Below are 25,771 nucleotides of genomic sequence, written 5' to 3'. Positions count from 1 at the left end.
AGTCGATTAAGCTGCTATTTTAAAGCTTATCTGTATACTTACCATATACAGAAAATGGAATATGTAACCTATACAGATTGAGGGTGTAATGATTTTAAAAGCGGTTAGCCATCAAGGTCATGAGTTTTTGTACCAGCAAGTTATTCAACTGATCAGGGATATGAGTGCTCAACAGGCTTTATTGCCCTCAGAAAAACTGCCGTCTTTACGTAAAATGGCTAGCAACCTTAATATAAGTATTCCTACGGTAAAGCAGGCCTATCAAGCGCTAGAGGAACAAGGGGTTATAGAGGCACGCGAAAAGTCAGGCTACTTTTTAAAAGCCGTTAACATGGCAAGCAGCTTACCAAAACGGGTTAAGCTGAGCCGCGAGCCCGTGATTGTAAACAAGCAGGCGCTGATTGAGCAGGTATACACAGCCATTCATCAGGCCCATGTGGTGCCTTTTGGAGTAGCTAACCCGGTTGCTGCAGCACCAACCGATAAAGCCTTAGCCAGAAATATGCGCCGAGTAATGACGCTTGCCGGTAGTAGCGCTATTAATTACGGGCCACTGGATGGTTATGCACCGTTAAAAAAGCAACTTATTCATCGCTATTTAAACTTTGGCATTGGCATTAATATGGATGAAATGGTGATCACTAATGGCGCGCAAGAAGCATTGGCAATTGCACTCAAATGCGTAACTAAGCCCGGTGACGTAGTGGCCATAGAGAGCCCTTGCTATCACGGAATTATAGAGTTAATAGAAAGTTTAGGCCTTAAAGCACTTGAAATACCTTTATGCCCAGATAATGGTATTTGGCTAAACGATTTAGCGCAGGCGCTTAATGAGCAGGATATTAAAGCGTGCTTATTTTCTACGGCTATTAGTAATCCGGTTGGTAGTTTTATGCCAGATAAAAATCGAGAACAGCTGGTGGAACTAGTTGAAAGCCATAACGTAGTGCTCATTGAAGATGACGTATATGGCGACCTATACTTTACACCCAAACGAGGTACACCTGCTATAGCGTATTCCAAAAAAGGCTTGGTGCTAAGTTGTTCGTCTTTTTCTAAAACGGCTGCCCCTAGTTATCGTGTTGGTTGGCTTATTGCGGGGAAATTTGCAGGGCAAGCTAGGCGTTATAAAAGAGCATTGAGTTGTTCTACCTCACTAATTAATCAATGGACGTTATCAGAATTTGTTTTTAGCGGTGAATACGATCGTAATTTAAAAGTACTTAGGCAGCGTTTACGTACGAATAAAGAGCATATGCGACGTTGCTTACAGCAAGCCATGCCAAAAGGTACACGGATCAGCGATCCACAAGGTGGCTGTGTTATTTGGTTAGACTTAGGCTGCGAGTATGATAGCCAAAAGCTATTTTCATTAGCGCTTGAGGTAGGTATAAGCATTACTCCAGGGTTGATATTTTCAGCTTCAAATAAATACAAAAGCTGTATAAGGCTAAGCTATGGTGTGCAGTGGAGTGAGCAAATAGAGCAAGCAATTGTCACACTAGGTAAACTTACCTTACTAGCAAAAAAGTAGCCTAATTTAAAGGGGAACAACAGCTTGTAACAAGTTTTTCGGCACAATAAAAAACAGCCGTTAAGTTAAGCGTAACGGCTGCAAAGGGATGTTAAATAATTACCTAAGTGAAGTTTGTAAACTAGTTTTGTTTAAAGCTAAATAATTGGTAACCTTTAAGTTCAGGTACTTGTACTACTAGCTGCTCTTCTTGTTTAGCTATATTGGCAAAATTTTCGCATAAGGCATTGGCACGTTTTTCGAGCGCATCGGCATGCTGCTCTACTTTTTCTTCTATTTGCGTACCCATATTTTCCATACGTTGTTCAAAGGCTTGCATGTCGCCTCCTGAGCCAAGTAATTCAGAACCTAAAGCAACTAAAATACTCCCCATAGATTGCATTACAGCAGACTCAACAGCGGTCTCTATTTGTTGTTCAAACTGCTGCTCAAAGTTTTCACCAAATTGGTTAAAGCTTTGCTGGCCCATAACAAAGGTGTCTTGTTGATAAAAAGTATTTTGTACTTCAAGTTTAATGTCGTCCATTAACGATGAGATATTATCGAGGCCATCAATATTAAAAGCATTAGCAACTTCTTGCAGTGCAACACCTGCAATTTTAACGCCTTCTAAGGCTATATTTGCTACTTCGGGTAATTGCGTGCGTAAACTATCTGAATATTGAGTTAGCGCCTTTTGCTGGGAATGATTAAGCGCTACCGATTCACCATTAATGGTTAAATTGCCATTGGTATTAAATTGCATAGTTTGCTTATTGGCGGTAAAAATCTCTAGTTCGTCAGGCTTAATACGTACATCATTTTTAAATTCTACATTACATTGCTCATTATTAAATGACACTGTTGAATCGTTATCATTATGTGCCACAACGGCAGGTGCACATATTAAAGTGCTCATTAATAGTAATTTTTTCATATTTATTCTCAGTTTTTTATTGATGATAAATAAGTAATAACAAGTTTAGTGCCAATGTTTTTTTATTATATTAAACAATAGGTTGGTTTTATTTTTAGTATTGTCTATAGCAAAGGTTTATTATAAAAAAACTATTTTTTAGTCAAATTGGCTAAAGCTAGAGCAGTAATTAATTTTATTTATCGATACGATAAAAAACTCTCACTTTCCATAAAGCGAATTTAGCGCTATTTATTCACAGTATTGACATGGAGGCTATTTAAGATAGCTACATGGCTTTATTTTGGCGCTAAACTGCATTGCACTTTATGTGTCGAACATTTTAATTTTACCAATTATTGCGATTATAAAATCCTTGGTTGGTCTCAAACACTTTATGGAGTGGGTTGTGGGTAAGACATTTAGTTACGATGCGCTAGATGACGATTTTGTTGAAGACGAGTACGAAATGCTCGGGCGTAATCAGCACGATAAGAACAAGCAAAAGGTTAAGAAAAAGTTGGAAGACTACCTTGAGCAAAAGCGCTTGCGTAAAAACCTAGGCGAAGACGATTTAAGCGATTACACCGATTAAATTGCGCTAGTATAACTAAAGTACCAATGTGAATTAGACTCTAAATGTACGCTTTTATGTATGTTTAAATTTTGATTAGATTGGCAATAAAGAGGCTGTGTGCCTCTTTATTACTTTTAAGCGGCGTTACTTATTGCTTTGTTGCAGTGCTTTTTGAATGGTGAGCTCTAGCTTTTCTGGCTTGGTAAAGGGTGCATAGCGTTTAATTGGTGAGCCGTCTGCTGCGATTAAAAACTTAGTAAAGTTCCACTTTATTTTGCGAGTTAAAAAGCCTGGTTGTGTCGATTTCAAATAACGAAATACCGGATGAGCATGCTCTCCGTTTACCTCTACTTTAGCGGCCATTAAAAAATTAACCCCGTAGTTTATTAAACATCCTTGCTCTATCTGCTGTGCATCTCCGGGTTCTTGCTGATTAAACTGATTACACGGAAATCCTAAAATTACTAAGCCTTGGCTAGCATATTTATTATGCAAAGCCTGTAGTGACTCGTACTGGTAGGTAAAACCACACTTGCTTGCCGTGTTTACAATAAGCACGACTTTACCAGCAAACTCGCTAAAATTAATGGTGTTACCTTGCAAACTGGTGGCGCTTAACTGATGAAATTTGTGCATTATTTATGCTTTACCTTATCTTTGTTGATGCTCAATTTACTCTTTTAAGTACATTGCTTAATATGGTTGTTGTATATATTAAGACTATTTTTTAATTTAAAATTAAAAATAATCCCATACCCGCAATCGTAGTGTAGTAAATATTATGGGTTTTATAAGCCACAATAATAGCTACTATAGCCGCACTTAAATAAGGGTTTTGCCAATTTAAATTAATGCCATCATCGTTTAAAAATACAATAGGTACCCAAATAGCCGTAAGTACCGCTGGTGCACTAAAACTTAAAAATTGTTGCATTTTAGGCCCAACTTTAAAGGGTAAAGCGCGGTGCAAAAATAAGTAACGGGTAAAAAAGGTAATACAGGCCATTAGTAAAATAGTGGTCATCATAAGTTGCGCTCCTTTTTAGCAGTTATTCTTGCTGTAAAGTATCCTGCGCTCATGGCCAGTAATGCAGAGCTCACCAGCCATAACTCAAATCCGGTACTTTTAAACAGTGTAGCGCTAATGCCTGCGACTATAACTGTAACGAGTGAGGCGAGGCTTTTAACACCCGGAATAACTAAAGCTATAAATGTAGCGGCTATAGCAAAGTCGAGGCCCAAATGGGTTAAATCGGGGAGCATAGTACCAGCAACAATGCCTATAAATGTCCATAAATTCCATGCAATATAAAAGCTAAAACCGGCGCTAAGTGCGTAAATTAAACGTATTTTTGTACGATAGGCTTTAGGGTGGTGCGAAAATGCAAACAACTCATCGGTCAATACAAAGCTTACAGGTAGACGCCAGCTCAAAGGTTGATCAATTACTTTATGACGTACCGCTAAGCCATATAAAAAATGCCGAGAGCTAATTATAAAGGTAGTAAACAAAATGGTGAGTAGTGGCGTATTTCCCGCAATTAACTCAATAGCGACAAGCTGTGCAGAGCCCGCAAACACTAATAAAGACATCGCTTGAGTTTCAAGGGCAGTAAAACCATTTTGAATAGCCAGTGAGCCACAGAGTATTCCCCAAGGGATCACCGCCAAGCAAAGCGGTAACATGTCAACAAAACCTTTTAAAATTGCACGCGATGGTCTGTTCATTTGCAGAAATATTAGCCAGTAAAATTAATTGCTTAAGTGTGCCATAAAGCATGCTTTAAATAATAGGTTTAATGCAAATCTAAACAAAGTTTGAAATAATGAAACAATAACTTAATTAGCGAGATAACTAATGTTTAAAGTAAAAGTATGGGATGGCTTTGTCAGAAGCTTTCACTGGTTATTAGTGTTTAGTATTGCTGTGCTCTATTTTAGTATTGAAGAAGGTATGATTGAACTGCACTTTATTGCTGGCTTTTTTACCTTAGCACTTATTTTAACGCGATTAATATGGGGGATTATAGGCAGTAAAACAGCTAAGTTAAGCGCGTTAATACACTCCCCGCAAGCGGTAATAACCTCACTTAAAACTAATAAAACTCCGCTTGGGCATTCTGCGCCAGGTAGTTATATGGTGTTGTTGTTTTTTATACTTATTATTACTCAGCTTGTTAGTGGCTTAATGAGTAGTGATGGTATTTTAACTGATGGGCCTTTAGCGCAGTACGTGTCGAGCAGTACAGTTGATTTTGCTAATTGGTTACATAGTTTAAACTTTGATATTTTACTTTATGCGATAGGTTTGCATGTTTTAGCAATTGTAATTTATAAGATTAAAGGCAAGCCTTTAGTGAAAGCGATGATCACCGGAACGAAACAACAGCCAAATGAAAAGCCAGCAATACTTACAAAAGCACCTTGGTTAGCTTGGGTCGTATTTTTAATATTGCTTGTAGTGCTTATGACAACTTGGGGCAGTGAGCCACTTAGTTATTTACTTAACTTGGGTTAAAAATAAAAAGGCGCCTATTTAAATCCGATTATGAATTAAATAGGCGCCTTTATTATTTAAAAACTTAGTCTTTAAATTGCGTGTGGCAATCTTTACAGCCTTTGGCCCATGCGCCAAACGCTTTACCAATAACAGCTTTATCGCCAGACTGTGCAGCTACAGCAAGTTCATCTGCGTATTGCTGAAATGCAGTTGCTTTTTTCATAAAAGTGTCGTTTTCAGCCCAAACAGCGGCAAGTGCAGCAGTATCACCCTTATCAGTACCTTCGTAAAACGCTTCCCATGGCATTTTTGCCAGTGCAGCTGCGTTATTTGCACGTGCTTTAAATTTATCTGCATCAAAAGGAATTTTGCCTTTAAGCATAGCGCCCATGTCACTAATTTGTACTGAGAGCATAGAAAATGCAGCTTGACGATATTCAATAGCGTCGCTTGGCTCTTTAAATGCAGAATTTGCTGATACGCTAAGTGCGCATGTTGATAATAATGCCCCGATAAATACTTGCTTCAATTTCATTAAACTTATCCCTAGTAAAAGTTTCTAATTCTATCTTTGTATCTTAGCTGCCACTTTTATTCAAGTGAAAGCGATAGTTTGGTTTGCTTGAGGCTTAATCGTTAATATCGACGTCGGCGAATATCATGCCACGGCGCATACTGCGAGTGGCTAAAAACACTTCGCAAAGTAGCGACATAAAAGCAAATATAAGCAAAGCCATAGCAGCTACAAAACAGCTACCTATCGTTACGCCTAAGTTAACTGATTGAATATGCGATAAAAATAATAACATAACAACCGCACAAACCAACAATGCACTTAACACACTCAAGCTAAATGCAAGGTGTATACAACGAGAGCGCTTTAGCAGCGCTCTTAGCTCGGTGGTTAACGACAGATTAAAGTCATCATCAGTGCTTACTTTTAGTCTACGTTCAAGCAAACGAGCTCTATCTGTTATACGCGCTAAACGGTTTGATAAAACCCCTAAAGTGGCAGCAATACCTGTAATTAAAAAGACGGGAGCAACCGCAGTTTGAATCACTTTGGCCATGCTTAAAATATTAATTACTTCGTTATCCATTTACATCTCAAAATAAGTGTTGGTTGTTTACAATCATTCACAAACTTAATTTCTTTCTTTTCCCTTTGGAATCAGTTTGTTGCTAGTGTTTTCTCTGTTTTTATGTGTTGCTTGTAACTTAAATGTAACTAAGGTGTTGCTCACGTATGGGTTTAAGTTTTATATTTAAGCCCATGGTTGAATATAGTAAATACAATAATACATAACCTATCCTAGGGGAAATGATGTCTAAAAATATAATAAAGAAAACAGCAATTGCCACTGCTGTCTCAAGCGCATTTATTGCAACACTTGCAAGTGCAAGTAACTTACCTACGGCTAATATTACTTATCAAAAAGCTGAAGCAGTAAAAGAACAAGTTGCAGATAAAAAAGAACCATCGGCACATATGATTGTATTACGCGCTACAACATCAGTAGACGCCTATGTTGCAGGTACTTACCAGCAATCAAATAATCGTGAAATTACAGCTAATATAGAGCAACTTCAAGACACTATGACTCTTGAGTTAAATAGCTTAGATTTTGATGCGAAAATAATTGGTAAAACCAAAATATTAGCACCTACGTTAATCGTTCAAGCTTCGGCTGAAGCACTTGCTAAAATTGCTAAAGATTCACGAGTAGCAAAAGTATTACCTATGTTCGATAGCGAACTGCATGTTGCAGCAAGCTCTGACTATATTAATGCAAAACCACTTATTGTAGACGGTATTGCAAGCGGTAAAGGTCAGCGTGTTGCGGTATTAGATACAGGTATTGATTACACTCACCAAGCATTTGGTGGGGCAGGTACAGTTGAAGCATATTTAGCGGCGCAAGCAGATCCTACTACAGTGGCTTGGCCTCAAGGTGTTGTTAAAGGTGGTTACGACTTTATTAATGAAGACGCTGATCCGATAGAGAACGATCCTGCTAATTCTCCAGCAACAGGGGCTCCAACAAACCATGGTACTTCATCTTCAAACTCAGTAAATGGTATTGCGCCAGACGTTGAACTTTATGTTTACTCTGTATGTGGTGGCGGTTGTCCAAGTGCCGCACAGGCTGCAGCACTAGAAGCCGCAATGGATCCTAATGGCGATGGTGATATTTCTGACCGTGTAGATGTAATGAATATGTCTCTTGGTGGCGAGTTTGGCGACACATATACTGGCGGCGGTACACAATACTTAATTCAGCGTGCTGTTGAATTAGGCGTTAATATGGTTATTTCTGCGGGTAACGATGGTGATAACCCATTCCGTATAGGCGGCCCAAGTACCACACCTAATGCCTTATCTGTAGGTGCAATGACACACCCTACAACTGAAATAGGTGTTGCTACAGGCACTATTGCTGGTGTTGAAGGTGATATTCAGCCATCAAGCTTTGGTCCACAAGAAGCTTATACAATTACAGGTGCAGACATTGAGTTAGTTTATCCAGACGCTAACCAAAATGGTTGTGTTGCGTTTGCCGCCGATGTTGATTTTACCGGTAAAGCTGTATTAATAGACCGTGGTGCTTGTGCATTTACCGACAAAGTATTAAACGCACAAATAAATGGTGCAGAGTTTGTGATGATTGCAAACAATACTGATGATGGTACACCAGCTCCTATGGGTGGTTTTGATGCTGCTGTAACAATTAAAAACGTAGGCATTAATTTTGCTGCAGGTGCGGCTTTAAAAGCACAGTTAGCAGCAGGTGGTCCGGCAACATTTGATATTAGCATTGACATTAAAACTACATCTGGCGCTGTAGCTACGTTCTCATCTCGTGGTCCTTCAATGGATGGTTTATTAAAACCAGAAATTACCGCACCAGGTACTAGTATTGATGTTGCAGCAGCAGGTACTCAAACTGGTACTAACCCAGTTTCAGGTACATCTTTTTCAGGTCCAATTACTGCTGGTGCTGTTGCGATGATTCGTGAAGCACATCCAGATCGTAATGCCTTTGAAATTAAAGCAACAATAATGAATGCGGCTAATTTAAATGTAACAAACGAGCCGTTAGCAATTAATCCTGCTTCAGAATTAGCACCTATTAGTATGATTGGCGCAGGTTTAGTTGATGTAGCTAAAGCGGTTAATTTACCGGTTGCTGCATGGGTAAATAACGCTAAGTTTAATACCAAGCAAGCAGCGCTTTCATTTGGCTTAGAAAGCATGACAGAAACTGCATCGTTAACTAAAACGGTAACAGTTAAGAACTTCTCAGCTGACGCTAAAACTTATAACTTACGTACAGAAGCGCGTTACCAGAGCGATATAGATACTGCGGCTATTAGTTGGGATTTCCCTGCATCAATTACTGTTCCTGCAGGCCAAGCTATTAATTTTGACGTAGTATTAACCGTTGATCCAGCTAAGTTACCAGAGTGGAATCTAAATAACCCATTTAGCGCAGAGGAAGTTGCAGCAAGAAGTGCAGCATTAACCTCAGTAGAGTTTGATGGTGCTTTGGTGTTTGATGATGCCAGCACAGATACTGACCATGATTTACACCTTGTTTATCATGCAATGCCTAAAGCTGCTACTGAGCTAAGCGTTTCATCGCAAATCGTCGATAGTGAAATGGCTCTTGTTGTTACAAATAGTGGTCAAACTGAAATTATGCCACAAGCAGAAAGCATTGTTGCAGTGGGTGTTGAGAAAACATTTGCAGAAGCTGAATTTAATATTCTAGCAACTACTTTCTCGGCGTTTAATGCAGAGTTTTGTGACTCAGGCATATTTGTTACCTCATCGATTCAACTACGTGACCCACTAACGCATACCTTCCAAGCGGGTTACAGATTAGAAATTGATACCGATAATGACGGTGTAGCAGATCAGTTTATGACAAACTTAAACGACCGTGGCCGCGATACAGCGTTCCCTGGGCGTAGCCGTACGCTAATTGGTGAGACAGATGGCGCGGGTAATGATTCATGGGCGTGGGGTACTCCGCTTTATCACTCTGCGGGAGAGGACACCATTACCTTCTCTGGTTGTTCTGAACTACTTAATATAGATGGGACACTACTAGGCGAGCAGATGAACTTTAAAGCATCTGTGGGTTATGCTGCATATCAAAGTGGTGTATTTACAGAAACTGATAGTGTTACAGGTTCAACTGTATTTGGTATGCAACCTCAAGTAGCATTTACCTCGCTTGAAACAGGTGAAGCAGTTACAACACTTAAACCAGGTGAAAAAGCAGTTGTTACAGCAAGTGGTCCATTTGCGCTAACACAGGCTTCAGGCTTAGATGTTGTTAAAGTGATGGCAGCTGCTGATTTAGAGGTTCCAGATGTTTCAGCGCCAGCGCTTGTTGGTGGTGAATTTACTGTTTCTGAAGATGCAGCAAACGGTACCGTTGTAGGTGCTTTAACAGTAACAGAGTCTGAGTTTGATTTAGCTATTTCAGAGTACTTTGTTCAGTCAAATACTCACCAAGGTTTGGGTGTTGATGCCGATGGTCAAGTTGTTGTTACTAACACAGCTTTACTGACAGGTGATTCTTCAGCTGAGATACAAGTAGTGGCAATTGATACGCGTGGTAATGTATCAGAGCCTGCAATGGTTACGGTTAGTATTACTAAAGTAGTACCACCACCGGTTGTTGTAACACCAGAGCCAGAGAAAAAATCTTCGGGTTCATTAGCTTGGTTATTACTTACTGCGCCGCTTGCATTTATGCGTCGTCGTAAGCAAAAGTAAGCTTATAACTTAATTGTTACTTAGAGGGAGCTTCGGCTCCCTTTTTATTTAGCTTCACTAAAGTAAAGGCTTTATCTTATGAAACATATCCCTTGTGTTCTAGCTATATCATCTTTAGCTATTTTAAGTGGCTGCAATCAGGCGCCCGAAGCAGTCCAAACAAACGTTATAAGTACTACAGCAGAGCAGTTACCTCAAGTTGTTGCACCTATAGCTAAAAAAGTACCGCACGCCATGACTATTCATGGCGATACCCGCATTGATAATTACTATTGGCTGCGTGACGATGAACGCAAAGCAGCCGATGTTATTAGTTACCTTGAGGCTGAAAATAGCTATACAAATACCATGCTTGCTCATACTCAAGCGCAGCAAGCTAAACTTTTTGCCGAGCTTAAAGGGCGTATTCAAAAAGATGACGATTCAGTACCGGTAAAAAAAGGTGATTATTATTACTCGTCGCAAACTCGTGGCAATAACGAGTACACTACTTATGTGCGTAGCAGTGACTTTTCAGGAACTAACCAACAGGTTATTTTAGATGTAAATGAACTTGCTAAGGCTCATGACTATTATGCTGTAAGTGGTTTAGATGTGAGTCCAAACGGTAACTTAATGGCTTACGGTGAAGATACTCTCAGTAGACGTATTTATACCGTTAAAATTAAAGATTTAAGCACCGGGAGGCTACTCCAAGATACGCTTGAAGGCACAAGTGGTAACCTTGTTTGGGCAAACGATAACAAAACACTGTATTACATTAAAAAAGACTTACAGACTTTGTTAGGCTACCAGGTTTATCGCCATACTTTAGGTACGCCGCAGGCCAATGACGAACTAGTTTACGAAGAAACAGACTCAAGCTATTACACCGGGTTAAGTAAAAGCAAAGACGGTACTGAAATTTATATTTGGCACAGTAGTAGCACTGCATCAGGTATGTCGGTGCTTAGCGCAAATAACGTTAAAGCAATGCCTCAACGCTTAATTAAACGCCAAGCGAATCTTGAGTATAGTATTTCTAAATTAGGTGAGAGTTATTATATTGTCACTAATTTAAATGCGGTTAATTTTCAGCTAATGAAAGTCGCTATTAATAAAGCACATGATCAAGCAAACTGGCAAACGCTGATCCCAGCACGTGATGATATAAAGCTAGAAGGGATAGAGTTATTTAATGACTATTTGGTTTACCAACAGCGTGAAATGGGGCAATCGCGACAAATAATACGCAATTTAAGCACTAATCAAGAGCAGTTATTATCTTTTAACGACAGTGCCTACACTATTAGTGCTTATGGTAATAACGATATAAACAGCAATAAGTTACGTGTTTACTATACGAGCATGACCACGCCGGGTTCATCTTACGATATAAACCTAAAAACAACGGATAAAACGCTTTTAAAACAACAAGCTGTGCTAGGCAACTTTAATGTTGATAATTACGCATCTGAACGTATATTTATTAACGCCCGCGATGGTGTAAAAGTACCCGTAAGCTTAGTTTACCGTAAAGATAAATTTAAAAAAGATGCGACGAACCCATTGCTACAATATGGTTATGGCTCGTATGGCGCCACTATGGATCCAACTTTTTCAAGCGCGCGTTTAAGTTTGCTTGATCGTGGTTTTGTGTTTGCTATTGCCCATGTTCGAGGCTCGCAAATGTTAGGTCGTCCTTGGTATGACGATGGTAAATTACTTACTAAAAAGAATACGTTTAATGACTTTATAGATGTGACTAAAGCACTGGTAGAGCAAAAGTATGGCGCTAAAGACAAAATATTTGCCCAAGGCGGTAGCGCTGGTGGCTTATTAATGGGCGCTGTAGCAAACCAAGCTCCTGAACTTTACAAAGGTATGGTTGCCGCAGTACCTTTTGTGGATGTGGTTACAACCATGCTTGATGAAAGTATTCCACTAACAACTAACGAATATGGTGAATGGGGAAACCCAAATGAAAAAGAATACTATGAGTACATGCTATCTTACTCGCCGTACGATCAAGTGTCTAAGCAAGCGTACCCTAATATGCTAGTAACTACGGGTCTGCACGACTCGCAAGTACAGTATTTTGAGCCAGCAAAGTGGGTTGCTAAGCTGCGTGACTATAAAACAGATGACAATAAGTTACTGTTTAGAATTGATATGGAAGCAGGGCATGGCGGTGCATCAGGGCGCTTTAAGCGCTTAGAAGATACCGCGCTAAACTATGCATTTATGCTCGATTTAATGGGTATTAAAGAGTAAGCAAAGTACAACCATTGAGTAATAAGCTAAAGGCATCATTTAAAAGTGATGCCTTAATTTATTACTAAGTTAGCTAAATAAGTTTATAAACTGAGTTATAGTTATGAAATACACACTTACACTCACGCAAAAATAGTAAATATAAGGATAGCGTTATGCATGATGAGCAACAGCTGGAACCCGTCAAAAAAGATGACCGCACATGGGCAATGCTTTGTCATTTAAGTGCCTTGTCTGGATTTATTGTGCCATTAGGCTCTGTAATTGGGCCGTTAATTGTGTGGTTAATAAAAAAAGATGACATGCCGATTGTTGATGTTCATGGCAAAAAAGCACTCAACTTTCAAATCACTATGATGATTGCTTACTTTGTGTGTTTTCTTTTAATGTTTGTTGTTATTGGTGTAATTTTACTGCCAATAGTCGCTATATTTTCGTTTGTAATGGTGATTATTGCCGCGGTTAAAGCCAATGATGGTAAAGAGTTTGACTACCCGTTGAGTTTAAATTTGATAAAATAGCAATGTCGGTTTGTTAATAGCGTATTTTAAACCCAGCTTTTGCTGGGTTTATTTTTTATTTACTTCCTATTGTTAAGGATACTATGCTTTATCTCACGCTATTTTTTAGCGCTTTTATATCGGCTACTTTATTGCCCAGCTCGTCAGAGGTGGTAATGGTAGCTATGATGACCCAAGGTAAAGTAAATTTATTGTTGTTATGGCTAGCTGCCACTTTGGGCAATGTATTAGGGAGCTGCGTTAATTACTGGTTGGGTACACAAGTACTGCGCTTTAAAGATAAAAGCTGGTTTCCAGTGTCAGAGCAGGGGCTTGAAAAAGCACAAAAGCAGTTTAATAAATACGGTGTATATAGTTTATTATTTGCCTGGCTACCTATAGTTGGCGATCCGCTTACCGTAATAGGGGGAATATTTAAAGTGCGTTTTAGTACGTTTTTATTGTTGGTAACACTAGGTAAGGGGGCACGCTACTTAGCCGTTATCGCCCTTACCTTAGGTGTCGAAAAGCTTATTTAAGCTTTCTTATTTATTCTAAATCAATTGATCCACACGTATTATTTAGCCCAATCTAAGGTCAAAGACACAGAATCGGCAAAGCGTAATGCATGCGGTTTATCTACGCGAGCCTTAGCATAATGAACACTTGGGTGTGAATGACAAACAGCAAGAATTTCAGCAACCAGTTTTTCGAGTAATAAAAAGTCGCCTTGTTCTACTAAAGTGATTACTTCTTTGGTAATTACTTTGTAGTTTAGTGCTTGATCTACTTCATCGGTTTTACAGGCGTCGTGTGCAGGGTAATGAATTTCTAAGTTAATCACTACATCCTGCTTTTTCTCGCGCTCTTCTTGGTTAAAGCCAATAAAAGTACGCAGTCGTAAATTGGTTACGTTAATAATTGCATTAGCCATAAGTTAGCCTTTTATTAGCTGCAAAAACTCATTACGTGTTTTTGGATCGGCTCTAAAGTTACCCAGCATTACAGAGGTACGCATACTTGAGTTTTGCTTTTCTACGCCGCGCATCATCATACACATATGTTTAGCTTCAACAATTACGCCAACCCCGGTTGCACCCGTTACTTCTTCAACGGCTTTAGCAATTTGATGAGTTAGTTGCTCTTGAATTTGAAAACGACGGGCAAACATGTCAACAATACGGGCAAATTTAGACAGTCCCAATACTTTGCCATTAGGAATATAAGCAATATGACAACGGCCAGTAAAAGGTAACAAGTGATGCTCACACATAGAATAAAGCTCTATGTCTTGTACTAATACCATGTCGTCTGCATCTGAGGTAAATACTGCGTTATTAGTAATTTCTTCTAATGTTTGACGATACCCTTGAGTTAAGTATTCCATTGCTTTAGCAGCACGTTTTGGCGTGTCGAGTAAGCCTTCTCTGTTAGGATCTTCCCCTACAGCGGTAATAATATTTTCATAGCTTTGTTTTAGTTCGTTATGCATAAATTTCTCAGTTAATTTAGTTTGGTTTACTTTAAATGCCGACCACCATCTACAGGTATAGCGCGGCCTGTGATGTAGTGGCTATGTAATAGTAAATCAATACTATTGATTATTTCTTGGCATCCTGGTTCGATACCCATTAATGACTTTTTCAGCGTTTTAGCACGATATTGTTCATCATCATGCTCATTAAAAATAATTAACGATGGTGCAACCGAATTTACTTTAATATTAGGTGCGTACTTAGCACTGAACGACTTTGTTAAGTTATCAAGCGCTGCTTTACTTGCTGCATAAGCGACATGTTTTGGGCTACCTGTTTCTACTACGTAATCGGTAAGATGAATAATATCTGCGGGAGTATTCATCTCAGTTTGATAATTTAGTAATAACTCTGCACACAGTAAATTAATTAAATAAGGTGTTTTTGCATGAATTCGCATCATATTGTCAAACAGTTGCGCAAAGTTGGCGTTATTAGCTTCGCAGTCCCAACTGGAAGCATTATGCAAAATAGCGCGTAGTGAGTTGGTATGCTCTTTAAGTGCTTTAATAAAAGTGCTAATACCATCATCAGTACTAAAGTCTGCATAAATGCATACAGCGCCCTGCTGCTCCAGTAAATCAACTGCAGCGTGGCGAGTACGATAGGTAATAATTATCGGCTGCCCTTGTGCAATAAAATGTTTAGCTAAAGCAAGGCCAATGCGTTGCCCAGCACCTGTAATTAAAATCGGTGGTGTCATATATACTACAAAGCTCTCTTTTGGCAGGGGATCAGCGTTAATACCAATTTAATTAAAATCTTACGTAATACTTTAAGCGGTCGAACAGTCAAATTACTAAGGTATCGTACGATAATTACTGTATTAAAGCTCATCGTATATAGTTGGCACTGGTTGACGCTTATGTTGCGTACGCTGATAAATAGCGCTAAGTGTTTGTTCAACCTGTTGCGTAACCGGTTTACCTTCTAAAAAGTCATCAATTTGCTCATAACTTAAACCTAACGCTTCTTCGTCGGTAAGTCCTGGGCGATCACTTTCTAAATCTGCGGTAGGTGCTTTATTAACTAATACAGACGAAGCACCTAATGTACTACCTAAAGCGCGCACTTGGCGTTTAGATAAGCCAAAAAGCGGTGCAAGGTCACAAGCGCCATCACCAAACTTGGTATAAAAGCCGGTAATATTCTCGGCACTGTGATCGGTGCCAACTACTAAACCTTGGCAAAATGCAGCAATTTCGTATTGTGCAATCATGCGTTGACGGGCTTTAACATTACCCTTAATAAAATCAATTTTTTCTTGCTCAGGGAGTGACTCACCGTTACCAACAATAGCCGCCATTGTTTGTTCGTGTAGCGCATCGGTTGCAGGCTTAATATTTACTGTCATGCGGCTGCTAGGTTGAATAAAATCAACCGCTAGTTGCGCTTCATTTTCGTCGGCTTGCACACCGTAAGGTAAGCGTACCGCAACAAATTTATAATCAGTAGTGCTTTGCTCTTGGTTAAGTTCATTAACAGCAAGTTGGCATAAACGACCGCACACTGAAGAGTCGACTCCACCACTAATACCTAATACCAAAGACGTTGCATGGGCTGCTATTAAGCGGGCTTTAATAAAGTTAACACGACGGCTAATTTCAGCATTTACATCAATAACTGGCTGCACTTTCATTGCAGCCATAATCTCGGCGCGCATGGCCAACTCCTTAGGGTTAAATAATTATTTCGCTCAGCAGAGCACTTGTATTATGTGATTTAGGGCTAACAAATTAAAGCCCTAAGTGAGCTTTAATTTTTTGTAACTCGGTTTTTAACTCGTCTACTTCGGCGAGTAACTCATTGAGTTCTTCACTTTTTAACTCATCAGTCGTTTGCTCTGCAGGGCGTGTTATTTCACTTATTGGCTGCTCGCCAAGCAAATGCATATAACGACAGTCACGTTTACCCGATTCGCGCGCGAGTTTGGTTATTATGTCATTTTCAATTAATTTATTAAGTGCAAGCTCAACGTCATCTACACTATTAAAATTTGCTAATCGTGCGCATCGCGTTTTTAATTCTCCGGGAGTTTGTGCACCCCGTAACAGTAACAAGCAAATAATTGCGCGCTGCTGCGCACTAAATTTTAAGCTACTAAACTCGGTGTTACAAAAACGGTGGTCGTATTTATTTACTCGCCCAGAAAGCCCTTCATCAATGGTAACCAGTCGAGCATTTATTAATTCATCGAGTGCAATTTGCACTTCGCTGTCGGTTAAGTTTAAAACCGGTGCACGATTTGATTTTTGATTACACGCATTAGTTAGCGCATTTAACGACAAAGGGTAGTGTTCGGGAGTTGTACTTTGCTTTTCTAGTAAACAGCCAATAATACGCTGTTGATTTGCTGATAATTGCATAATTCATCTCAACTAATAAACTATATGATTAGCTTACACTTTTATTGAGTGCCAAGCCATTGCTGAAGTTTAGGGTGCAGTGCACTAAAATCGAGTGGCTTACTTAAGTAATCATTCATACCCGCTGCTAAGCACTTTTCTTTATCTCCCTGCATTGCATTGGCTGTTAAAGCAATAATAGTTATGTTTTGATAATGCTTACCCGAGTCGCCATTTCTAATCGCTTTAGTTGCTTGGTAGCCGTCCATTTCAGGCATTTGGCAGTCCATTAAAATTAACTGGTAAGTATTAGCGGGTTGCTCATTTAGTTGCTTTATCGCCTCACGTCCATTCTCAGCAATATCAAATGAAATACCGGCTTGTTTTAATAAAGCCCCAGCAACAACTTGGTTAATTTTATTGTCTTCTACTAATAAAACTTGTGGCTCATTTGTATTAACTAATGGCGTTTCAGTGAGTTTATTTTGTAGTTGTGCCTGTTGTTGCTGTTGTTCTATGTATTTATCATTAGCAAGAGAGTCAAATAAGTCTGAGGGCGTTAATGGCTTAAAAATCATTGAGTCTACTTTTAAACTTAGCGTAGAGTCATCTTTGGAATAGCTCATAGGTGCCATTATTATTAGCTTACAACTGTGCTTAGCTAGGTAATTTTTAACCTCAGTAATTTGCGATTGCGGCGCTTGTTCAAAAAAATAATAGTCGATTAAAATAGCATCGAGGGTTGTGGTTGCCTGATCTTTAAAATATGTACTTACAGCAGTGTAGTCGGTTAAGGTATTGGCATTTGCTTGCCATATTATCAGCTGCTTTTTAGCTATGGTTGAGTTTAATAAGCAACTATCAATAATTAAAATATGTTTGTTTTTAATTAAATGGCTAGGTAGGTCTTGCTGCTTACTTAATTTAGGTTTTATTTTTATTGAAAACGAAAAAGTACTGCCTTCGTTTAGCATACTGGTTACGCTTACTTCACCTCCCATCAGCTCACATAACTGTTTTACAATAGCGAGCCCTAAGCCTGTGCCGCCATATTGGCGTGTTGTTGAGGTATCTGCTTGGGTAAATGAGTCAAATAATGTGGAGTGTTTTTCTGGTTTTATGCCAATACCGGTATCAATAATGGAACAAACTAAAGATGTACCATCGGTTGTTTCATCAATTTTTGCGGTGACTACTATTTTTCCGTCAAATGTAAACTTAACCGCGTTACTAATTAAGTTACTTAATATTTGTCGTAACCTATTAGGGTCGCTAACTATTTCGCTGACGGTGATGAGGGTTGCATCTAAAATTAAGATGGTATTATTTTGCTCCGCTTTAAGCGCAAATGATTCAACAACCTCACCTAACAAACGTGGTAAATTAAATTGAATCTTTTCAATATCTAATTTACCAGCCTCTATTTTAGAAAAATCTAAAATATCGTTAATAATATTCAGTAATGATTGCGCCGACGACTGAGCAAGTTCTATATGATGCAACTGTTGTTGATCTAATTGGGTGTTTTTTACGATATTGAGCATCCCTAGCACGCCATTCATAGGGGTGCGAATTTCATGACTCATGCTCGCTAAAAACTCACTTTTAGCAGCTACGGCTTGCTCTGCGGTTTCTTTGGCTGTTACTAGTTGTTGCTCTGTTTCTATACGCTTTTGGCTAGAGTAAAGGCTGCCAATAAGTGCTGCTACAGCAATTAAAAAGTTTTCTTCGTTGTGCGCCCAAGCGCGGGTTTTGTTGCATTGCTCGGCGCAAACCATACCTATGATCCCACTTCCGGCAGGAATAACTGCACACAACATGGCATTTATTTTTAGTGGCTTTAGGTAGTGCTCTTTAATTGGCATTAAAATAGGGCATTGCTGTGCATCTGCTGCACTAAATATGGCTTTGCGCTCTATGGCTTCAAAAAAATCAGGAATATCTTTTTGTAACCATGGTTCATTGTTGTTATTTGTTGTGGTGTTTATATTATGAAAGGCAATAGGCTTGAGCTGGGTTTTATTGTCGCTAAATAGCCAAATGCTGGCTTGATCGATGTTGAGCGCCTGACAAATTGCTTGAGTAATCACATCTTTAGATTGGCTTAATTGCCCGTTTAAAATTTGATCGTTAACTGTTAAAGACGCTAAGGCTTCGTTAAATAGCGATATTTTATTATTTTCTAATTCTATTTTTTTACGGGTATCAATATTTTGTAATGAGCCAAATATTCTTATACAGCGTTCATTTTTATGCTCAGCTTCACCGTGCACCAATACCCAAATAATATTGCCTTTAGCATCAATAACTTCAAGTTCAGCTTCGTAGCTCTCACCAAATTTAATTGCTCGTTCAATTAATTTAGCTGCTTTTTCTCGGCTTTTTCCGGGCTTAAAGTAGCCAAGATCCTTTGGCCATTGTGGTTGTTCGTCAGGTGAATATTTAAATATTTTTTTGGTCATATCAGACCAATACGTTTGTTTGTTTTCTAAATTAAACGACCAAGCGCCTACTAGAGCCAGATCGCTCATAACCTCTAGCATTTTTTCATTTTGTTGTTGGCGGTTAAACATTTTTAAAAAGAATAAAAACGCCCAAATTAATAGGCCGCATATAATTATTATAGCTACACGCAAAGGCCAAATAGAAGAATTTACAGGGCTCCAGCCCTTTTTAGGAGCAACATAAAGTTGCCAATTACCGCCTTGAAAACTTAAAGAAAACTCAAGAGGATCTTGCTCTATTATGGCGGGCTCACCGTAAAAAAAATCGCCTTTTGTGCCTAAGCCATGGCGTCCTTGAATAGCAACGTTGTATTGTTTTTCGAGTTCATTAATACCTGCGTTTGCATATACTTTTTCAAGATCTAATACCACAGAAAGCAGCCCCCAAAAGGATTTATCCGCTTTATAAACAGGAACGCGAGCAATGAGTGCAGAACCCCCTTGTATTAACGTTAATGGGCCAGCCATTACAATTTTATTTGTGTCTCTGGCTCTAATTGCATCGATACGTTGAGCTTCATTGTCTAAAAAGTTAAGGCCTAGGGCTTGTTCGTTACCGGCAAGCGGATAGATCATGTTAATTACCATGTCGGGTGCGCCACCAATATTTCGTAGTTCGTTTGAGGTCTCAAATAAGGGGGCAGCAATTTGCGCAAAGCGTGCTTGCTGTAAATTTGGTTCTGCGGCAACAGCAACACCTAAACCACGAATTAGCTGAATATTAGACACTAAAATAGCTTCAAGTTGTGCTCGGTAAGTGCTTACTTCAGAGAGTATTTGTAATCGGTGTGCATCTTTTGCTCGGTTATAGTTAATCCGATCAAGTACAACACTTACTAATACAATAAGAGTAAGTGATAGCCAGAAGGTCAGCTTAAAATTATGAACTTTATTATTTTTACTATTATTCATTGGCGACATTAGCTACATTTTGCTTTTATATTAGACAGTATCCACTATAGCTAATTTATTGTACAAATAAAAATGGCGCATCAGATTATGCGCCATTTTATTTTTATAATTAATAGTTTAACTAAATTACGAGTCGCTAACCTCGCGTGCCCAATGCTGCTGTTTAGCTACATGGAGCTTGCGATAACCATCGAGTAATGCAGCATGCTTTGTAAAGCCAGTAAGCGATAAGCCTGGGAAGGTTAAACCGTTAAATAATTTACGGCCTTCGGCTATTTCAATTGCGAGCGTTACATTGGCAGTACCAAACATTAAGCCTAATGCATCTTGATAGTCTGCATATTCGCGTTCGTCATCGTATTTTATTTCTAAAATAGCTTTTAAACAGCGAAAGTGACGCATTGCATCTTCGTTTACTTGCCCGGTATGTAATATCCAGTCAACCCAATCAATGGCTTCTTCGTTACCTGCGGCTAGGCAAAGGTGCGCTTTTAGTTCACCAATACGCAGCGTATCCCAAGATGTATCAGGGTCGGTTACTAAACCAATAAACTCGGCAGCGCGAATGATATCGCTATGGCCCGCTTCCTCTAGTGAGTCATAAATTTCCATCCATTGCTCAACGTCGTACTGATCAAGTGATAAAAATGTTTCGCGGAACTTAGCGCCTTCGTTGTTGTTACGCCAAATTAGTTCATCAACTGGGTAAATGTCTGACATACCAGGGACTAAAATACGACATGCATATACGTTTAAGTGAGTGTAATCCATGATGTAAATATCATGCCCCATGCTATGGATTAAGTCGGTACAAAAGTTATATTCTTGCTCAGTTGTGCCGCTAAAGTCCCAATGCACAAAGTCAAAGTCGGCTTTTGCGCGGAAAAAGTCATGAGAAATTAAGCCGCTAGAATCAATAAAGTGCAGTTCAGTGTTTTCTGGAGAGGCAACTTCATCATTATCAAAAGTAGCAGGTTGAAACACATCAAGTTGATCTAAACGACGACCTTGTAATAGTTCTGTTACGGTACGCTCAAGTGCCACTTCAAATGATGGGTGAGCACCAAAAGAAGCAAATACAGAGCCATCAGCTGGGTGAATAAGGGTAACGCTCATTACTGGGTATTTACCGCCTAGAGAGGCATCGGCAATACGTAAATGAAAACCATGGCTGCGTAACTCTTCACACGCTTCATGAATTTTAGGGTACAGCTTAACTACTTCTTCAGGCACGATAGGCAGACACAAGCCCTCAGTAATAATGCGGCTTTTTATAGCGCGTTCAAATACTTCGGATAAGCCTTGTACCCGTGCTTCAAATTTAGTATTGCCGGCACTCATACCGTTAGATACAAAAATATTACCAATAACGTTAACCGGAATATACACATCTTGGTTATCGCTTTGGCGGGTGTATGGCACAGTACAAATACCACGCTTAACATTACCAGAGTTAAAATCGAAAAGGTGCGATGCATTAAGTTCGCGCTCTGGGTCAAAGTAGTCCCATAAGCTTTCATCCATAATGCCCTCAGGCACTTCATCGTTTGTTACTGTAAACCACTTTTCGGTTGGGTAATGGGTAAACTCTGCATGGGCAAATTCTTCACCTAAATAAAAGTCAGCAAAAAAGTAGTTACAGCTTAAGCGTTCAAAGTATTCGCCTAATGCCGAAGCTAACGATGCTTTGTCGTTTGCGCCTTTACCATTGGTAAACATTACGCCACAGTCTTGGTCACGAATATGTACCGAATAACAGTTAGCTACAGGGTTAAGCCATAACGCTTCCTCAATATTAATATTAAGGGCTTTTAGCTTATTTTGCATAGTAGAGATCGACGATTCTAAATCGCGGTCTTTACCTTTTATAAATGTTTTATCAGTCATACTCATCTCAACTAGGGCTGCACAATATGTGGATTAGCTATTATCGTGGATTTTGAGGTTTATTTCATCCTTTGCGCCGCAGAATATGACTTTTTAATAGAAGGATAGTAAATATATGTTAATAATACTTTATTAGAATTCTTAAAGGATAGCTGGATGTTTAAAGTAATCAAGCGCTTGCTGCTGTTAGTAGTGGTTTTAGGGCTGGCCGGTACTGCGGTTGTTTATGGTGTACTTAGTTTGAGTTTACCAGCGCTTGACGGCAAAGGTCATAGCGAAGCGATTAATGAGTCGGTCATTATTTCGCGCGACGTACTTGGTCAAGCTGTTATCAAAGCACAAAGCCACAACGATGCCGCTTATGGTTTGGGGTATGCGCATGGGCAAGACCGATTTTTTCAAATGGACTTACTGAGGCGTAATGCCGCTGGTGAGTTGAGCGAAATTTTTGGTAAGGCGGCGCTAGCACTAGATAAAAAAATGCGTTTTCATCAATTGCGTAAACGCAGCCAAGTTATTTTAAAAAATCTTCCTGAGTCGGATAAGCAATTACTTAAAAGCTACGCTCAAGGGGTTAACGAAGGGTTAGCGCAAATAGGTTACTCAAGCTTTGAATATTTGCTCACTGGTGCACAGCAAAGGCCATGGCAAAGCGAAGATAGCCTATTAATAATTTTTAGTATGTATCTTGATTTACAAAGTGCCACCTTTGAGCGCGACCAAGCATTAATTCAAATTGAGCAGCAATACGGCAAACATATGCTCAAGTTTTTAACGCAACCTAGTCAATACCAAGCTGCGCTTGATGGCAGCCAACTAGCACCTTACAGCGCAGGCATACCTAAACTACCAATACTCAAGCAACAAACGCAGCAATCATCCACTGTGCAATCATCAACACCAGCAATGTATGCATTTAATTCTTTTGCAGCAAGCCAAGAGCGCGGCAGTAATAACTGGGCAGTTACCGGCGCATTAACTACAACCGGATCTGCTATGCTCTCCGATGACATGCACTTAGCAATGGCAGTGCCTGTTATTTGGTACAAAGCGCAACTAAATTATGTACATAACAATGTAAAAACCCAAGTTACGGGCGTATCGTTACCGGGGGCGCCAGCTATTGTAGTGGGCACTAATAATCATATCGCATGGGGGTTTACCAATGGTTATATTGATACCGCGGATTGGGTTGCGCTTACAAGTAACAATAAAACGTGGCAAGTAGATGAGCAAATTGCATTACCTAATAATGAAGCCGAAACTTACACACTTACCCTGAGCGAATATGGCCCGGTAAAATATATTAACGGGCAAGCTTATGCACTGAGCTGGGCGGCGCATCAAAGTTATGCGGTTAATATGCAATTATTACAGCTCGAACAGGCTACCGAAGTTGATGATGCCCTTGCTATAGCCAGCGATGTAGGTATTCCGGTACAAAATTTAATTGTAGTTGATAGCCAAGGCAGTGCCGCATGGAAGTTAATGGGGGGGATTCCTGGGCGTAAAGCACCCAGTGAGCTTAGTGTGAAAAGTACTGATTACTCGCCGCTTTGGTTGCAAAATGAAGCGCAGCGCCCCGTGGTTAAAAACCCAGTAAGTGGACGAATATGGACTGCAAACTCACGGGTGGTAAGTGCTCAGGATAACGAGCGTTTTGGTAACGGCGGATATTCACTTGGCGCGCGTGCAACACAAGTGCGCGACCGCTTGTTTGAAAAACAAAAATTTGTTGAAGATGATTTTTATCAATTACAGCTTGATAACCAAGCACGATTTTTAATTCCTTGGCACGCTTTATTGCTCAAGCAACTCAAAGCCGATGAAGGTAATAACGCCGCGTATATTAGCGCTGTTGAAAACTGGCAGCAGTGCGCGTGTGCAAGCTCAGTAGGTTATACCTTGGTAAAGCATTATCGCGATGAAGTGATTAATATTACCTTTAGTACGTTGCAGCAAAGCTTAAGTGAGAAAAATGGCACGTTGAGCTACGTAAGGCGTGACTTAGAACCGGCAGTTTGGCAGCTTATTAACGCGCAACCAAGCAGTTGGCTCAATCCACAATTTTCAACTTGGGAGCAGCAGCTGCAGGGGGCATTTAGTCAAACTATTGCTAAACTCAGTACGCAATACGGTAATAACATTCAAGGCTGGCAGTGGGGCAAAGTAAACGAGCTGGTTATAGAGCATCCGTTTGCTAAACAAATACCAATACTTGCCCGCTTTTTAAATATGCCAAAAACGCCAGGGTTTGGTGATAGTTACATGCCAGCAGTGCAGGGGCGTAGCTTTGGTGCTTCACAGCGCTTTATTGTACAGCCCGGACATTTAGAAAACGCCATTTTAACCGTACCTGGCGGGCAGTCGGGGCACCCGTTATCAAACTTTTATCGTGCCGGTTTTAGTCAATATATTAATGCAGAAAACACGCCATTATTACCACAAGCGCTAGTACATCAAATAATAATATCGCCAAAAGGCAAGTAGCTGTTTAGTGAACTAAGCTAGAGCTTGTTTATCTTTCGAGATTAAATTTACAGCCGTATGTTTGGTTTTTAGGTAAGGCAGAGTCTATGTCGTGTAGTTATTCTTCATAAATAGACGATAATTAATTATAAATATAAGTGAGCACTAAAATGAAAAAATTACTTCCCGCATTAATCACTGGTTTGTTGTTAAGTAGTGCGGCTTATGCCGATGAAAGTGTAGTTAAAACGCAAAAACTGAGCGAGCATATTTATATGTTACTTGGTCAAGGAGGCAATATTGCTGTAAGTGTCGGCGACGATGGTATTTATATTATTGATGATCAATTTGCCAAGCTTTCAAGCGATATTAAAAAAACGATTAGCGATTTACAGCCCGGCAGTACTGAGTTTGTAATTAACACCCATCATCATGGCGACCACACCGGAGGCAACGAAAATTTTGCTAAAGCAGGTGCCCACGTTATTGCTCACGATAATGTGCATAAGCGCTTAGTAGCGGAGCATGGTGAAGGGGCAGATTTTTTACCACGGATTAGTTTTAGCCACGATTTAAAGCTGCACTTTAACAACGAGCATGCTCATGTAATGCATTATCAGCATGCACATACTGACGGTGACGCAGTCATATTTTTTAACAAGGCTAACATTGTACACATGGGCGACATTTTCTTTAACTTTGGCAGCTTACCGTTTGTAGACGTAGACAGTGGTGGCAGTGTTGATGGTATTTTAGCGGCTGTAGATGACGTAGTGAAACAAATTGACGATAATACAAAAGTGATCCCAGGACATGGTCCGCTAAGCGATCGTTCAGGGCTGGTGGTGTATCGTAAGCTGGTGCAAAAAGCCAAAGATGTTATGCTTAAAGCAATGCAAAACAAGGCAAGCTTAGAGCAAGTACTTAACGCCGACCCATTGGCAGAGCTTGGCCTTGAATACGCTAGCTGGTTACCTAAAGAGCGTGTAACTACACTTTTTTATCGTAGTTTAAAACAATAAAAATGAATTAAGTAATAGCACATCAACTATTTTATTAAGCTGGGCGCAT

The 25,771-nt window shown here is 39.7% G+C and carries 22 protein-coding genes; 9 read left to right on the top strand and 13 right to left on the bottom strand.

Annotated features, from left to right (window positions below):
- Positions 1–91 precede the first annotated feature (91 nt).
- Positions 92–1,534 (top strand): PLP-dependent aminotransferase family protein, encoded by a 1,443-nt coding sequence (locus J5X91_RS09450; RefSeq protein ID WP_208834509.1) that lies wholly within the window; start codon positions 92–94, stop codon positions 1,532–1,534.
- Between the two features lie 121 nt (positions 1,535–1,655).
- Here the strand turns inward: J5X91_RS09450 and J5X91_RS09445 are convergent, their stop codons facing one another.
- The gene (locus J5X91_RS09445) at positions 1,656–2,450 is read right to left on the bottom strand and encodes a YggN family protein (protein WP_089367535.1); all 795 of its coding nucleotides are present in this window, start codon (positions 2,448–2,450) and stop codon (positions 1,656–1,658) included.
- Positions 2,451–2,838: 388 nt separating this feature from the next.
- Between J5X91_RS09445 and J5X91_RS09440 the strand changes: the two genes are divergently transcribed.
- Positions 2,839–3,024 carry a hypothetical protein gene (locus J5X91_RS09440; RefSeq protein ID WP_007579801.1) on the top strand — a complete coding sequence of 62 codons (186 nt, stop codon included), beginning with the start codon at positions 2,839–2,841 and terminating at the stop codon, positions 3,022–3,024.
- A 126-nt stretch (positions 3,025–3,150) separates the two neighbouring features.
- On the opposite strand, the gene J5X91_RS09435 is transcribed toward J5X91_RS09440, so the two are convergent.
- The 3 genes from J5X91_RS09435 to J5X91_RS09425 all read right to left on the bottom strand — a co-directional run bounded on the left by J5X91_RS09435 (position 3,151) and on the right by J5X91_RS09425 (position 4,734).
- Positions 3,151–3,642, bottom strand: coding sequence for a glutathione peroxidase (locus J5X91_RS09435; RefSeq protein WP_011326789.1), 492 nt, complete (start codon positions 3,640–3,642; stop codon positions 3,151–3,153).
- Positions 3,643–3,733: 91 nt separating this feature from the next.
- Positions 3,734–4,033 (bottom strand): AzlD domain-containing protein, encoded by a 300-nt coding sequence (locus J5X91_RS09430; RefSeq protein WP_041454306.1) that lies wholly within the window; start codon positions 4,031–4,033, stop codon positions 3,734–3,736.
- Positions 4,030–4,734, bottom strand: coding sequence for an AzlC family ABC transporter permease (locus J5X91_RS09425; RefSeq protein WP_089367537.1), 705 nt, complete (start codon positions 4,732–4,734; stop codon positions 4,030–4,032). The genes J5X91_RS09430 and J5X91_RS09425 overlap by 4 nt, the downstream gene beginning before the upstream one ends.
- Before the next feature lie 130 nt (positions 4,735–4,864).
- Here J5X91_RS09425 and J5X91_RS09420 point away from each other — a divergent pair, with 130 nt between their 5' ends.
- Positions 4,865–5,524, top strand: a complete 660-nt coding sequence (locus J5X91_RS09420; protein WP_086997074.1) for a cytochrome b/b6 domain-containing protein — start codon at positions 4,865–4,867, stop codon at positions 5,522–5,524.
- 64 nt (positions 5,525–5,588) lie between these two features.
- Here J5X91_RS09420 and J5X91_RS09415 read toward each other — a convergent pair whose 3' ends face one another.
- Both J5X91_RS09415 and J5X91_RS09410 read right to left on the bottom strand, forming a co-directional pair.
- Complete coding sequence (locus J5X91_RS09415) at positions 5,589–6,041, bottom strand: cytochrome c (RefSeq protein ID WP_011326793.1); 453 nt, start codon at positions 6,039–6,041, stop codon at positions 5,589–5,591.
- A gap of 94 nt (positions 6,042–6,135) precedes the next feature.
- The gene (locus J5X91_RS09410) at positions 6,136–6,606 is read right to left on the bottom strand and encodes a DUF2721 domain-containing protein (protein WP_011326794.1); all 471 of its coding nucleotides are present in this window, start codon (positions 6,604–6,606) and stop codon (positions 6,136–6,138) included.
- 224 nt (positions 6,607–6,830) lie between these two features.
- Between J5X91_RS09410 and J5X91_RS09405 the strand changes: the two genes are divergently transcribed.
- The 4 genes from J5X91_RS09405 to J5X91_RS09390 all read left to right on the top strand — a co-directional run bounded on the left by J5X91_RS09405 (position 6,831) and on the right by J5X91_RS09390 (position 13,587).
- Entirely contained in the window at positions 6,831–10,295 is a 3,465-nt protein-coding gene (locus J5X91_RS09405; RefSeq protein WP_208834501.1) for a S8 family serine peptidase, read from the top strand.
- Between the two features lie 78 nt (positions 10,296–10,373).
- Positions 10,374–12,548 carry a S9 family peptidase gene (locus tag J5X91_RS09400; protein ID WP_208834500.1) on the top strand — a complete coding sequence of 725 codons (2,175 nt, stop codon included), beginning with the start codon at positions 10,374–10,376 and terminating at the stop codon, positions 12,546–12,548.
- A gap of 155 nt (positions 12,549–12,703) precedes the next feature.
- The gene (locus J5X91_RS09395; RefSeq protein WP_011326797.1) at positions 12,704–13,069 is read left to right on the top strand and encodes a DUF4870 domain-containing protein; all 366 of its coding nucleotides are present in this window, start codon (positions 12,704–12,706) and stop codon (positions 13,067–13,069) included.
- 83 nt (positions 13,070–13,152) lie between these two features.
- A complete protein-coding gene (locus J5X91_RS09390) occupies positions 13,153–13,587 on the top strand; it encodes a YqaA family protein (protein ID WP_089367541.1) in 435 nt (144 codons plus the stop codon).
- A 38-nt stretch (positions 13,588–13,625) separates the two neighbouring features.
- Here J5X91_RS09390 and folX read toward each other — a convergent pair whose 3' ends face one another.
- From folX to ycaO, 7 genes are all read right to left on the bottom strand, one after another.
- Positions 13,626–13,982 (bottom strand): dihydroneopterin triphosphate 2'-epimerase, encoded by a 357-nt coding sequence (folX, locus tag J5X91_RS09385; protein WP_011326799.1) that lies wholly within the window; start codon positions 13,980–13,982, stop codon positions 13,626–13,628.
- A gap of 3 nt (positions 13,983–13,985) precedes the next feature.
- Positions 13,986–14,540, bottom strand: a complete 555-nt coding sequence (gene folE / locus J5X91_RS09380; protein WP_058372272.1) for a GTP cyclohydrolase I FolE — start codon at positions 14,538–14,540, stop codon at positions 13,986–13,988.
- Between the two features lie 26 nt (positions 14,541–14,566).
- A complete protein-coding gene (gene folM / locus J5X91_RS09375; protein WP_011326801.1) occupies positions 14,567–15,286 on the bottom strand; it encodes a dihydromonapterin reductase in 720 nt (239 codons plus the stop codon).
- A 123-nt stretch (positions 15,287–15,409) separates the two neighbouring features.
- The gene (gene nadE, locus J5X91_RS09370) at positions 15,410–16,246 is read right to left on the bottom strand and encodes an ammonia-dependent NAD(+) synthetase (RefSeq protein WP_011326802.1); all 837 of its coding nucleotides are present in this window, start codon (positions 16,244–16,246) and stop codon (positions 15,410–15,412) included.
- A gap of 73 nt (positions 16,247–16,319) precedes the next feature.
- Positions 16,320–16,949, bottom strand: a complete 630-nt coding sequence (locus J5X91_RS09365) for a YceH family protein (RefSeq protein ID WP_089367542.1) — start codon at positions 16,947–16,949, stop codon at positions 16,320–16,322.
- A 41-nt stretch (positions 16,950–16,990) separates the two neighbouring features.
- Positions 16,991–20,353 (bottom strand): ATP-binding protein, encoded by a 3,363-nt coding sequence (locus J5X91_RS09360; RefSeq protein ID WP_208834499.1) that lies wholly within the window; start codon positions 20,351–20,353, stop codon positions 16,991–16,993.
- 117 nt (positions 20,354–20,470) lie between these two features.
- Positions 20,471–22,231 (bottom strand): 30S ribosomal protein S12 methylthiotransferase accessory factor YcaO, encoded by a 1,761-nt coding sequence (gene ycaO, locus J5X91_RS09355; RefSeq protein WP_086997093.1) that lies wholly within the window; start codon positions 22,229–22,231, stop codon positions 20,471–20,473.
- Positions 22,232–22,387: 156 nt separating this feature from the next.
- Between ycaO and J5X91_RS09350 the strand changes: the two genes are divergently transcribed.
- Both J5X91_RS09350 and J5X91_RS09345 read left to right on the top strand, forming a co-directional pair.
- Entirely contained in the window at positions 22,388–24,721 is a 2,334-nt protein-coding gene (locus J5X91_RS09350) for a penicillin acylase family protein (RefSeq protein WP_208834498.1), read from the top strand.
- Between the two features lie 149 nt (positions 24,722–24,870).
- Positions 24,871–25,722: an MBL fold metallo-hydrolase gene (locus J5X91_RS09345; RefSeq protein ID WP_208834497.1), complete on the top strand. Its 852-nt coding sequence runs from the start codon at positions 24,871–24,873 to the stop codon at positions 25,720–25,722.
- Positions 25,723–25,771: the final 49 nt, after the last annotated feature.

Origin of the sequence: Pseudoalteromonas sp. K222D, from assembly GCF_017653575.1 — a bacterium.
In the GTDB taxonomy this organism is placed as follows: Bacteria; Pseudomonadota; Gammaproteobacteria; order Enterobacterales; family Alteromonadaceae; genus Pseudoalteromonas; species Pseudoalteromonas nigrifaciens.
Note: the sequence above shows the minus strand (reverse complement) of the source record. Positions and strands in the feature narration are given on the sequence as shown.

Coding starts and splice junctions, on each gene's coding strand:
- J5X91_RS09445 (WP_089367535.1), bottom strand. CDS start 2,450: ATGAAAAAATTACTATTAATGAGCACTTTAATATGTGCACCTGCCGTT.
- J5X91_RS09435 (WP_011326789.1), bottom strand. CDS start 3,642: ATGCACAAATTTCATCAGTTAAGCGCCACCAGTTTGCAAGGTAACACC.
- J5X91_RS09430 (WP_041454306.1), bottom strand. CDS start 4,033: ATGATGACCACTATTTTACTAATGGCCTGTATTACCTTTTTTACCCGT.
- J5X91_RS09425 (WP_089367537.1), bottom strand. CDS start 4,734: ATGAACAGACCATCGCGTGCAATTTTAAAAGGTTTTGTTGACATGTTA.
- J5X91_RS09420 (WP_086997074.1), top strand. CDS start 4,865: ATGTTTAAAGTAAAAGTATGGGATGGCTTTGTCAGAAGCTTTCACTGG.
- J5X91_RS09415 (WP_011326793.1), bottom strand. CDS start 6,041: ATGAAATTGAAGCAAGTATTTATCGGGGCATTATTATCAACATGCGCA.
- J5X91_RS09410 (WP_011326794.1), bottom strand. CDS start 6,606: ATGGATAACGAAGTAATTAATATTTTAAGCATGGCCAAAGTGATTCAA.
- J5X91_RS09405 (WP_208834501.1), top strand. CDS start 6,831: ATGTCTAAAAATATAATAAAGAAAACAGCAATTGCCACTGCTGTCTCA.
- J5X91_RS09400 (WP_208834500.1), top strand. CDS start 10,374: ATGAAACATATCCCTTGTGTTCTAGCTATATCATCTTTAGCTATTTTA.
- J5X91_RS09395 (WP_011326797.1), top strand. CDS start 12,704: ATGCATGATGAGCAACAGCTGGAACCCGTCAAAAAAGATGACCGCACA.
- J5X91_RS09390 (WP_089367541.1), top strand. CDS start 13,153: ATGCTTTATCTCACGCTATTTTTTAGCGCTTTTATATCGGCTACTTTA.
- folX (WP_011326799.1), bottom strand. CDS start 13,982: ATGGCTAATGCAATTATTAACGTAACCAATTTACGACTGCGTACTTTT.
- folE (WP_058372272.1), bottom strand. CDS start 14,540: ATGCATAACGAACTAAAACAAAGCTATGAAAATATTATTACCGCTGTA.
- folM (WP_011326801.1), bottom strand. CDS start 15,286: ATGACACCACCGATTTTAATTACAGGTGCTGGGCAACGCATTGGCCTT.
- nadE (WP_011326802.1), bottom strand. CDS start 16,246: ATGCGCGCCGAGATTATGGCTGCAATGAAAGTGCAGCCAGTTATTGAT.
- J5X91_RS09365 (WP_089367542.1), bottom strand. CDS start 16,949: ATGCAATTATCAGCAAATCAACAGCGTATTATTGGCTGTTTACTAGAA.
- J5X91_RS09360 (WP_208834499.1), bottom strand. CDS start 20,353: ATGTCGCCAATGAATAATAGTAAAAATAATAAAGTTCATAATTTTAAG.
- ycaO (WP_086997093.1), bottom strand. CDS start 22,231: ATGACTGATAAAACATTTATAAAAGGTAAAGACCGCGATTTAGAATCG.
- J5X91_RS09350 (WP_208834498.1), top strand. CDS start 22,388: ATGTTTAAAGTAATCAAGCGCTTGCTGCTGTTAGTAGTGGTTTTAGGG.
- J5X91_RS09345 (WP_208834497.1), top strand. CDS start 24,871: ATGAAAAAATTACTTCCCGCATTAATCACTGGTTTGTTGTTAAGTAGT.